This window comes from Lapillicoccus sp. (assembly GCF_039935575.1).
In the GTDB taxonomy this organism is placed as follows: domain Bacteria; phylum Actinomycetota; class Actinomycetes; order Actinomycetales; family Dermatophilaceae; genus Lapillicoccus.
This window is the reverse complement of sequence record NZ_JBDTKA010000077.1, coordinates 1-10090: the sequence shown is the minus strand read 5'-3', so window position 1 is coordinate 10090 and position 10090 is coordinate 1. Positions and strand designations below refer to the sequence as shown.

General features: G+C 63.7%; 7 protein-coding genes and 2 pseudogenes. 7 read left to right on the top strand and 2 right to left on the bottom strand.

Annotated elements, in window-relative coordinates; genetic code table 11:
* The 4 genes and pseudogenes from ABI385_RS09545 to istB form a co-directional block, all read left to right on the top strand.
* Window positions 1–197: hypothetical protein (locus ABI385_RS09545; protein WP_407068252.1), on the top strand; the 197-nt coding region annotated here is incomplete at its 5' end.
* Between the two features lie 557 nt (window positions 198–754).
* On the top strand, window positions 755–2113 hold the full coding sequence (locus tag ABI385_RS09540; protein ID WP_348103515.1) for a toll/interleukin-1 receptor domain-containing protein: 1359 nt from the start codon (window positions 755–757) through the stop codon (window positions 2111–2113).
* A 666-nt stretch (window positions 2114–2779) separates the two neighbouring features.
* Window positions 2780–4328 (top strand): annotated as a pseudogene (istA, locus tag ABI385_RS18510) (IS21 family transposase).
* Window positions 4325–5082, top strand: a pseudogene (gene istB, locus ABI385_RS09530) (IS21-like element helper ATPase IstB). The pseudogenes istA and istB overlap by 4 nt, the downstream one beginning before the upstream one ends.
* 90 nt (window positions 5083–5172) lie before the next feature.
* Here istB and ABI385_RS09520 read toward each other — a convergent pair.
* Entirely contained in the window at window positions 5173–5661 is a 489-nt protein-coding gene (locus ABI385_RS09520; protein ID WP_348103511.1) for a DUF1648 domain-containing protein, read from the bottom strand.
* A 1231-nt stretch (window positions 5662–6892) separates the two neighbouring features.
* On the opposite strand from ABI385_RS09520, the gene ABI385_RS18505 reads away from it, so the two are divergent.
* Genes ABI385_RS18505 through ABI385_RS09510 form a run of 3 tightly spaced genes read left to right on the top strand, consistent with a single transcriptional unit; the run spans window position 6893 to window position 8680 of the window.
* Window positions 6893–7663: a hypothetical protein gene (locus ABI385_RS18505; RefSeq protein ID WP_407068251.1), complete on the top strand. Its 771-nt coding sequence runs from the start codon at window positions 6893–6895 to the stop codon at window positions 7661–7663.
* Between the two features lie 4 nt (window positions 7664–7667).
* Window positions 7668–8168, top strand: a complete 501-nt coding sequence (locus ABI385_RS09515; RefSeq protein WP_348103510.1) for a DUF4231 domain-containing protein — start codon at window positions 7668–7670, stop codon at window positions 8166–8168.
* A complete protein-coding gene (locus tag ABI385_RS09510; RefSeq protein WP_348103509.1) occupies window positions 8165–8680 on the top strand; it encodes an SLATT domain-containing protein in 516 nt (171 codons plus the stop codon). The genes ABI385_RS09515 and ABI385_RS09510 overlap by 4 nt, the downstream gene beginning before the upstream one ends.
* Before the next feature lie 605 nt (window positions 8681–9285).
* Here ABI385_RS09510 and ABI385_RS09505 read toward each other — a convergent pair.
* Window positions 9286–10090 (bottom strand): MurR/RpiR family transcriptional regulator (locus ABI385_RS09505; RefSeq protein WP_348103508.1); only part of this gene is annotated, 805 nt, incomplete at its 5' end.

The following is a 10090-nucleotide window of genomic DNA, read 5'->3' as shown; positions in this document are numbered from 1 at the left end:
CGGTTGTTGCGCCTGGACGAGGTGACTTCGGTGCGGGTGCCCACCGTGGCCCAGGAGTCGGCGCGGGATCTGGTGCGGTGTCGGGAGGCGGCCCGGGCGGACCTGATGCGAGCACGGCACAGGCTCTCGAAGCTGCTGCTGCGGCAGGGATCGAGTACTGCGGGGGGAAGGCGTGGACCCAGGCCCAGGGCCGCTGAGCCCCACGCGTCACCCCCGCACCTCAACCTCGCACCAAATCGAGGGAACTTCGGCGCGCCTCTCTTGACAACAGCCCCCTCCATATCAGCCTCGGGCTCGCCCGTGGTAGCTCACCGCCCCGCGAGCACCGCTGAGGTTCGGCCTCATGTATCAGAGGCGGGAAGCCCACTCTCCTCAGTGTTCATGGGCACTTTACGCGGGACGTTGAGGCATTCAGGCACCCCGCCAACGGCGATGCGGCCCGCGACTGTCACAGGCCGGAGCAACGGATTGCGACAACGGCCTTCTGTCTCTCCGGAGCAACGGACCACGCCCCTTGACCAGCCGACGATGCAGCATCAACCTGAAGGGAGGTGACGTAGACGCAGGAACCGCCGTGACTTAGTTGCACGTATCACCTGCCGCACTAGAGTCCGAGAGGTGCGGTGTTCAACACGTATCGGGGCAGGATGGCCACGCGTGACCACGATGGAAGTCGGGTTCTTGCTCTCGAGGGCGTTTTCGTCAACGTGCGAGGGACCGCAGAACGCAGGGAAACACATACGGAAGAGCAGCCATGAACAGACGTCTATTCCTCTCGTACACCAGGGACGATAGGGAGGTCGTATTAGAGTTGGACAGGAATCTTCAAAAATCCCACAACAGCACCTGGATGGATCAGCGTCTTGACGGTGGCCAAGAGTGGTGGGAGGAGGTTTTACGCCAAATCCGTGAGGCGGACGCCCTCATCTTGTGCCTCACTCCTAACGTGCTGGAATCCGTCGCCAGCCTCGAGGAGGTGAAGTATGCGCAACAATTGGGCAAGCCTGTTTTGCCCGTAATGTTGAAGAAGACCCCGGCTGACGTACTACCGGCGAACCTCGCGCGGCTGCAGGTTGTTGACGCGACGGAAGCGAACAAGGACGCACCCTGGGATCTTTTGGCAGCTCTCGACCGATTGCCGGACGCGCCGACGCTCCCGGATCCGTTACCCGATTCCCCTCCGGCGCCAGTCTCGTACCTCTCCGACCTCGGTACACAGATCCAAGCATCAGTCCTGCCGCTTGACCAGCAATGGGCTATTGTGGGACAACTGAGCGCGGGATTGCAGCGCCCTAAGGAGCGCGACTCGGTGCGCATCCTGATAGACCGGCTACGTTCGCGCGACGATCTGTTTATTGGCCCAGCGAGGAAGCTTCACGAAGTCCTCATCGAAGCCGATCGGTTTAGGTCGATGCAGGCTCAGCAGCAGCCACCGGCGGTTGCGAACTCGGCCATGCCACCACCGAACCAAGGTTATACACGTCCAGCTCTCCAGCCGAGCTCCGTAGATCCGCCGCAGCCGAAGAAGCGACGTGGACTGAAGCTGCTTGGCGTCGTCCTCTTGGGGGGCGCCGCTGTTGCGACGGGAGCGGTCGCCCTGAACGGCCGCCAACTCGGCCCAGTTAACCCGTACCCGCCCCCGTCATACTCGCCGTCCTCCACCCCGGCACCAACTCCCGCGCGAGTGGTGGCCGCGGCCGTGGGTGACGAGTGTCTGATTGGGCACTGGAAAAGCACGGCAAGCAGCGGCACCTTTACCGTCAGCCAAGTGACGTTCGCAATGCAGGGGGGCAGCGGGGCAACCCTCACCGTGACCCGCGACGGCGCGGCGCAGTTGGACTACAACCCGTCTGACCCGTTCCTTCTAACGGCAGCAGATGGCACAGAGGTGGCAATGCAACTCAGCGGAGCAACGACTAGTCGCATGCACGCGTCCTCGGGTGGCGAGATGCAGCAGACGCTCGCCACGAATGGGGTCGTGGCTGACTTCACCATGGGCGGCAAGCCAGTGCGGCAGGCCACAACGGCAACGCCGTGGCTCAGATACGTGTGCACCTCCGCTCAACTCACCGTGGCCGACGCTGAGCAAGCCATGGCATTTGCTCGTCAGTGACCTCCGTTTGTCGGCGTCACCTGAAAGCGCACCCCGGAACGTCAGCCGAATCGAGAAGTACTCCATCACCCGCGCCGGCAACGGGCGATGACGCTGCTCCGTGCGCCCCGCAGCCGGGAACACCCGCGTCAACACCTCCCACTGACAGCAGATCCGGAACGTGTCAAGTCAGGTGGGACCCCGACGTCTTCGGTATCGACCAACAACGACGACCTTCCTGCGGCCCTCACGAGGGTAGGCGCCACGGCGTCCAGCTGAGAGAACCGTTTTAGATGTGGGTGCCGCATGGCTATTCCCAGCACGACCGCATACGTGTCGGTATTCGGGTCTGATTGGCAGGCGGCCACCGCCAGTCCAGCGGCGAGCGGCAGATCCGTCGACTCCCTCAGTCTCAGCGGAAGCCAGATGGTCTGGCGTCAGGGCTCTGTCGCGAGTCTGGGCCGTGTTTATCTGTTGCCAGGCAACAAGACCCAGAGAGGCAACCAGAAGCAATTGGGTGTGGTCACCTTGTCTGGCCCCGGTTGAGGTCTTTGTCGTCATGGATGTTGGCTCCACGGCGGGCGGTGCGGCTGCCAGCGGGTGGGTTGGCGTGTCGTCGCGAATGTTGGCCCCACCCTCGGTACGGATGCTCACGTCAGGTGTTTCTTCGACGTGGGGGTCAGTCAGGTGCGGTCAGGAGTGGAGCTGTTCGAGGACATCCGGCGCGACCAGCGCCTGAAGGACTTGTCGATCCGGGAGCTGGCGTCCCGGCATGGGGTGCACCGTCGGACGGTGCGGCAGGCGTTAACTGCGGCGGTCCCACCGCCGCAGGCGGCGTACCCGTCCAGGCCGTGTTTGGCGATGGGTCCTTGGGGTGCCTTGGTCGACGGGTGGCTGGTCGGCGACCAGGACGTCCCCCGGAAGCAGCGGCACACCGCCCGCCGGGTGTGGCAGCGGCTGGTCGCCGAGCACCAGGCGGCCGTGTCGGAGGTGACGGTGTCGCGGTATGTCCGCCGCCGCCAGGTGGAGCTGGGGATCGTGGACCGGGAGGTGTTCATCCCGCAGGTCCACGAGCCCGGAGCTGAGGCGGAGGTCGACTTCGGCGAGCTACAGATGAACCTGGACGGGGCGCCGGTGAAGTGCTGGATGTTCGTGATGCGCCTGTCCAGTAGTGGCCGGGCCTTCCACGCCGCGTACGGCACGCAGGCTCAGGAGGCGTTCCTGGAAGGCCACGTGCAGGCGTTCGAGTACTTCGGTGGGGTGCCTGGCCGGATCCCGGTACGACAACCTGAAACCGGCGGTGGTGCGGGTGTTGAAGGGGCGGGACCGGCTCGAGTCGGAGCGGTTCACCGCGCTGCGGTCGACGTACGGGTTCGACTCCTTCTTCTGTATCCCTGGCCTGCGGGGCGCGCACGAGAAAGGTGGTGTCGAAGGGGAGATCGGCCGGTTCCGCCGCCGACACCTCGTCCCCGTCCCAGCCGTCGTCTCGTTGGTCGAGCTGAAGGAGGCGATCGGGGCTGCCGACGCCGTTGATGATGCCCGGGTGATCACCGGCCGGACCGCGACCGTGGGCGCCGACTTCGCGCTCGAGCAGCCCACCCTGTCGCCGTTGCCGGCGGAGGCGTTCGACCCGGCGGTCATCGCGGAACGCCGGGTGGATCACCGGTCCCGGGTCTCGGTGCGGCAGTGCTGCTACTCCGTCCCCGCCAGGTACGTCGGCAGGCGTCTGACGGTCCGCCTGACCGCGACCACCGTGACAGTCCTCGACGGGGCGAAGTTGGTCGCGAGCCACGTGCGGGCGGTCGGGCGGTACGTCGACGTACTGTGCCTGGACCACTACCTCGAGGTCCTGGCCCGTAAACCGGGTGCGTTCCCTGGCGCGACCGCCCTCGCCCAGGCCAAGGTATCCGGCGCGTTCACCCCATCGCATCAACGGTATTGGGACGCGGTCCGGCGTGACCGCGGCGACGGGGCGGGCACCCGGGCACTGGTGGAGGTCCTCCTAGCCCACCGCACCCTCCCAGCGGACCACCTCACGCAGGCGATGGACCGTGCCGTCGCTACGGGGATCCTCAACCCCGACCTCGTCCTGATCGACGCCCGCCGGGCGGCCACCCCGCGCGTTCCCGCGGTGGTGCCGATCGGAGGTTTGGACCGGTACGACCGGCCTGCACCGTCGCTGCACGGTTACGAGAACCTCCTCACCCGCACAGAGACCCGGGCGGCGGCGCTATGAGCACCGATGCTGCCGCCAAGGCGTCGGTCAATGTCTCCGCCCGTGAGTTGCACCTGCCCACTGTCCGGGCCGAAGTTGACCGGCTGGCTGAGACCGCCGCCCGGGAACGCCGCACCCACCTCGGGTTCCTCGCCGAGGTCCTTGCCGCGGAGGTCGACGACCGTACCGAACGCCGCCGCACCCCCCGGGTCGCCGAAGCCAAGTTCCCCCGCCTGAAACGGCTCGCCGACTTCAACCTCGACGCCGTCCCCACCATCACCCCCGCCACCGTGGCGCACCTGGCCGCCGGGGCCTACCTCGACGCCGGTGAACCCGTCGTCCTGCTCGGGGACTCCGGTACCGGCAAGACCCACCTGCTCATCGGTCTCGGCCTCGCCGCCTGTGAACAAGGCCGGCGGGTGCGGTACGTGACCACCGCCCAGCTGGTCAACGAGCTCGTCGAAGCCGCCGACCAGCAAGCCCTGTCCCGCATCGTGGCCCGGTACGCACGGCTGGATCTTCTCCTGGTTGACGAGGTCGGATACGTCACTGTTGACCCACGCGGCGCCGAGCTGTTGTTCCAGGTGATCACTGCCAGGGAGGAAAGGCGAGCATCGCGTTAGCGACGAATCTTCCTTTCTCAGAATGGGGTTCAGTGTTTCCCGACCCAAGACTGGTCGCCGCCATCGTCGACCGCGTCACCTACAACGCCCACATCCTCGAAACCGGCACCCAGTCCTATCGGCTACGCACCAGCAAAACCAGCCGCCGTTAGGCCAGCGGAGCACAGCAACTGGCAGACAAGGTTGTGTCGTGATGGCGATGGCGGAGCGCGCCACCGACGTTGCGATTTGTCCGTGCTTCTCTACTCAGAGCGCCGGAAGCGCCGGATGAGCAACACCAACCCAACGGCTATGGCGACGCAGATGCCGACGACGAAACCCCCCGGCGGCACCATGTTTGCCGGTTGCTTCGTGTTGGCGTAAATCGTCGCCAGGTTGGCCGCCCCGATCAGCAACGCAATGGCGGCGCCGATTCCCATCGTGAGGGCTGTGAACATGCTCCCGAAGCGGACCTGGTTCTCCGGCCGCAGCCAGTATCGGCGGTTCGGGACGTTGATGTACCGCCCTGGGTGGCGTGTCGCCAGCGCCCCCAAACCCGGGACGACCACCAGGGCTAGCAGGCCCATACCGGCGATGAAGACCAGAAACGAGTTGTGATCCATCCACCCGTTGGCGTTGCCGCTGGAGTCGAAATGGGATGCGACAACGGGCGGCAGAGCGGCCCACGACCAGATGAACGAAACGAGGAACAAGCCCAGTCCCGCCACGTAGAGCGCCGTGGCCCGTCGCATCAAACGATCCTAATCCGGCCGCGGATGACCCCCTCGACAAGGTCAGTCACGACGGATGCAGGCCAGGGCGGGTCCACAATTCGTGATGATCAGTGGGGCCAAAGAACTTGACGAAACCCAAGCAATAGTGCCAGGGCATCGCACTGATCGCTTGGCGCAAACGAGTGGCGCGAGTTTGCCCAACTACAGGTCAACCGGCCACTTGGCTAATTCCACTCCGTTTGGGACGGCCGAGATCTGCAAGACTGCTCCCGCGAATGGTGGATCGCCGACAGGATTTCCGTCACCAGCAAACTTCGCGTAGGTCGATCCACACGGTCTCTTCGGCAAACAACCCGGCTAGTCCTTTGCGGTAGTGACTTATGTGGCCAAACAGCTTCAGGGTGTCACTCTTCCAGGAGATCTCCCTGACAGAAGCACGAGAATGACTTGCCGTGGATCATCGTGACTCGAGTGACACCCCCATTTCTATTTCGCAATTTCTATGTTCCGGGGAGCGGACTTTGCGCTCTCTTTCAGCAGGCATCACAATCAGATAGTCTGAATACTCGGCTGCCGATCTTATCGGCGTCCAAAGGAATTTGCAACCGCAAGATCATTGCGATCGATGAAGATGTGAACGGCTTGGGTTTACTCCAGGGTTTGTTCTAGCGTTCGACGGCGGTGTGTACGCCAGCGTGATCCCATTTTTAGGGACGCGCTTGTGGGAATGGAAGCGCGAGATGTTCCTCCACTCATCGCCGCCATGGCACGTCTTCTCACGCAACTTCGTCACACTCAGGCTCTGACACAGCCCTCAAAATCGGACCCCGGCTGTGACGCCTTTTCGGAAGCTAGGCCGGCGATGACCCGCACAAAGCGTAATGGCCCCGACGGAAATGTCTCGTGATAGCGGGCACGCCGCCGTGAAATGTGGGGGAGTCGTCATCATTTATGAATGGGTCGATAGGTCATGTCAGAAACAGCTGCCCGAGTCGATTATGCGCCCTCATCAACCGCTGCATGCAAGAGTACAACGGGTGCACCGAACAGCAAGCCGAATTGGCAACAATTGCTCGTACGCCGGGCGAGCGGACACCGCCAGCATTTTTGACCGGCCCCGGTGGATAATGCAGACGGCTATGAGTCAGCCCGAACTACCCTGGGTGGATGGGTGGGCAGCAATACCCTGTCACCCGCGGTCTTCAAAACGATAGGCTGTTGAGGTCCGCTGTCGGCGCGTGGGAAGGGGGTGCTGAGGGCGTTGAAATCCCCCAAGGACCCTGCGCCGCCAGTATGGCTTCGGACACGGGGCGACATAGGCGCTGCTCTGGACGCGTTATCCATCCATCGGGGCCGGCCCGTTCTTGTTCTTGTTGGTGGCGCCGGTGGCATGGACGACGATGACGTGCAACGTCTTTCAGCCGTGTTGCGGATTGCCGTCGTACCCATCATTGAGATGCTCCACGCTGCCGCGATCGATGGCGGGACCGATTCGGGCGTGATGCGTGCGATGGGTCGCGCTCGAGCGGAGGCGGGGGCATCCTTCCCGCTGATTGGCGTCGCAGCGGCTGGAACCGTCAGTTTTGCAGCCGTACCCCCAGCGGACCGGGCGCGTCTGGACCCTCACCACACGCACGTGCTGCTCGTGCCTGGATCCCTTTGGGGGGACGAGTCTCCGTGGATCGCTGCGGTAGCTGACGTGGTGGCTCAAGATCATCCCTCCGTTACCCTTCTTGCCAACGGGGGCGACGTCAGTTCTGCTGACGTTGAACGCAGCTTGCAGCGCCGACGGCCGGTGATCGTGCTCTCCGGTACCGGTCGAGCGGCCGACGCTATAGGGGAGGCGGCAGCTACCGGTCAAGCTGGCGATATGAGGGTCCAGGCGATCGCCGGCTCCCCCTTAACACGGATTGTTTCTGTTGGCAGCGCCGACCAGGTCCGATCTGCCGTTCAAGCTGCGCTGGAGGCGGTAGTGGGCGGCTTCGCAAGAAACACCGGGCCTTCCATTGAGGGGAGATAGTCTGATGAGAGTCGCACTCTTCAAGCGTTTCCCAACACTTGCTCGGGCTGGGCATTCCGAGCCAATCGCGGGAGCCGACGTCAAGCATCAGTTCCCGGCCCTTGCTGACGATATCGAGTTCGCCAATGAGGCAGTGGGTCCGGCCTTTAACGAGTCGGACCTCGCGGCACAACGGCTTCAGAACCAGTATCGACGACAACAGGTCACCATCATTCTCGGCACCGCTTTGGTCAGCGGACTGGGCGGCATACAGGCTGTTTTCCCGCAGCAGCGATGGCCAGGCGTTCTCTTGATCCTCCTGGGCTTGGTGCTTTCGACGGTTGGGCGGGCAGAGGGGGAATTGCGGGCCTATGAGAACTTCTTGAATGAGCGCATGCGCGCAGAGCGGTTGCGCTCGGCCTACTTCCGCTACCTGTCCAGAACCGGGCCCTATGTTGACGATGACCGCAAAAGGCGACTTCGTAGAGCAGTCGTAGCAATCCAGAGGGGGAACGAGCCAAAATGAACCAAAGGCAGGAGCAGTTTCGCATGCTATACGGCCAACTGCGTATTGAAGACCAAAGACGGTACTACAAGGAGCGCGCGGGCGAATACCGCACCGCGCACCACCAGGTCGTGATCATCCGGAACATTCTGCTGCTCGCCGCCGCGGTCACTGGCATTGTATCCCAGACCACTAGCGATACGGCTCGAGCGGCGTGGGCCGTGGTTGGAGCCGTTCTCGCCTCCTTGGCAGGTTCTGTAACCGCTTACGATTCGCTTATCGGATTTCCGCAGCTGGAGAAGTTGTATACCGACGCCGAGCAAAATTTGCAGGAGGCCGCCGCGGACTGGGGGGAGCCAGCTACGAGCGTTGCGGACGAGATCAATCGGGTAGAATGGATCTTTCGTAGCGAACGCGGACAGTGGGGCCAACTGGTCGTCAAGTCGGCGGCGTCCACGCAGTCGACCGGCGGAGCCACCGAAAGCGGGAATCCCGGAGAAGCTCATGCCGGCGAGACAGACGAGTCTCCCTAGACTTGGCAAGGATCAGCCCAGGGCGTAGCGGTTCTTGGGTCCACCTCACGGCACCAATCAAGCGACTGTCACGCACGCAGAGACAGCTCGGTTTACCGACTCATCGAACTTGACCGGGCACTCTGGGCTTCCTGACTTCACGTGAGGGGCCCGTGACCTCGGTGATGATGGCTGTTGTCAACGCAGTTCATGGTCACGAGGGTGAGGTCACGGGCTGGGTTCAGGTCACGCAGCTTCAGCATGTTCAGGCGCCCGCGGAGGGCGCGGCGAGTCTGCTTCTGGGGATCGAAGGGCTGGCAGTCGAATAGGCATACCTCTGGGGGCCGCTCGGAGCGTGCCGAAATCTCAGCAGACCGGTGCGCATCCTGCTCCTCAGAATTGGAAAGCGCGAAGCACAGTCGCGATACAGCAAAGGCCTGATTTCGACCGGCAGCCGCGTCGCCCCCTACTCGGCGACAGCCGATCAAACACTCTGCACGCGGGTTCAACTGAGCCGCGTTGACCAGGTCAGCTGATTCGCGCCTTCTCGTGAGCGTAGTCTCAACTGGTGACCTCAGCCGAGTCTTATCGGCCCCTACTACAGACCGCCACCGGGTGCCCGGAGGTCACGGCCGGGTGGGTTCGATAAGGCGCCGCGCTTGCGTGGCCGACGTGATCCTCAAAAGGTTCTGCTGAACCACGATGAGGTAGAGCAGGTCGATCGCAAACAGCTGGGCGTGCCTGGCGGATAGGTCCCCAGGGCGTAGGCATTCGTCCGGCGCGTAGGTTGCGAGGTGTATCTCAGCAAGGCCGGCGAGCGGCGAGTCCGGGTTGCCCGTCAACGCGAGGGTCAACGAACCAGACGATTTGGCTTGGGCGAGCATTTCGATTGTTTCCGCGGTGCGGCCGGTGTTGGAGATGCCGATGGCGACTGAGCTCTCGTCCTGCAGTGCCGCGCTGGTCAGCCCGTCGTGAACATCTTCCCAGGCGTGGGCGTTGATACCGATCCGGCAGAGCCGCATCTGCATCTCCACGGCCATGAGAGCGCTGCCGCCGATCCCGTAGATGTCCACCCGTTTGGAGCTTGCGATGGCGTGCGCGATCCGCACGATGTCAGGCAAGACGACTGACCCGGCCGTCGCCTCCAGTGCACGCATGTGCGACACGGCCAGGGTGCCCAGAACCTCGTCCGGAGTGTCGTAAGGGTTGAGGGCGCACCCATTGTCGACCCTCCATGTTTCCTCGGACTCAATCCAGCCCGAGTCGATAGCCACCGCCAGCCGGAAGGGGGTGTACCCGGCATACCCGATGAGCCGGCAGAACCTGGTCACCGTCGCGGCCGACGTGCCCGCCCGAGCCGCCAGATCGGTGATGGACAGCTTGAGCGGAGCTCGCGGATCGTCCATCAGCAGCATGGCCAGTCGCGTCATA

What these genes read in the sequence shown, in the direction of transcription:
- ABI385_RS09510 (WP_348103509.1), top strand. Translation starts at nt 8,165, where the DNA reads ATGAACCAAAGGCAGGAGCAGTTTCGCATGCTATACGGCCAACTGCGT.
- ABI385_RS09515 (WP_348103510.1), top strand. Translation starts at nt 7,668, where the DNA reads ATGAGAGTCGCACTCTTCAAGCGTTTCCCAACACTTGCTCGGGCTGGG.
- ABI385_RS09540 (WP_348103515.1), top strand. Translation starts at nt 755, where the DNA reads ATGAACAGACGTCTATTCCTCTCGTACACCAGGGACGATAGGGAGGTC.
- ABI385_RS09520 (WP_348103511.1), bottom strand. Translation starts at nt 5,661, where the DNA reads ATGCGACGGGCCACGGCGCTCTACGTGGCGGGACTGGGCTTGTTCCTC.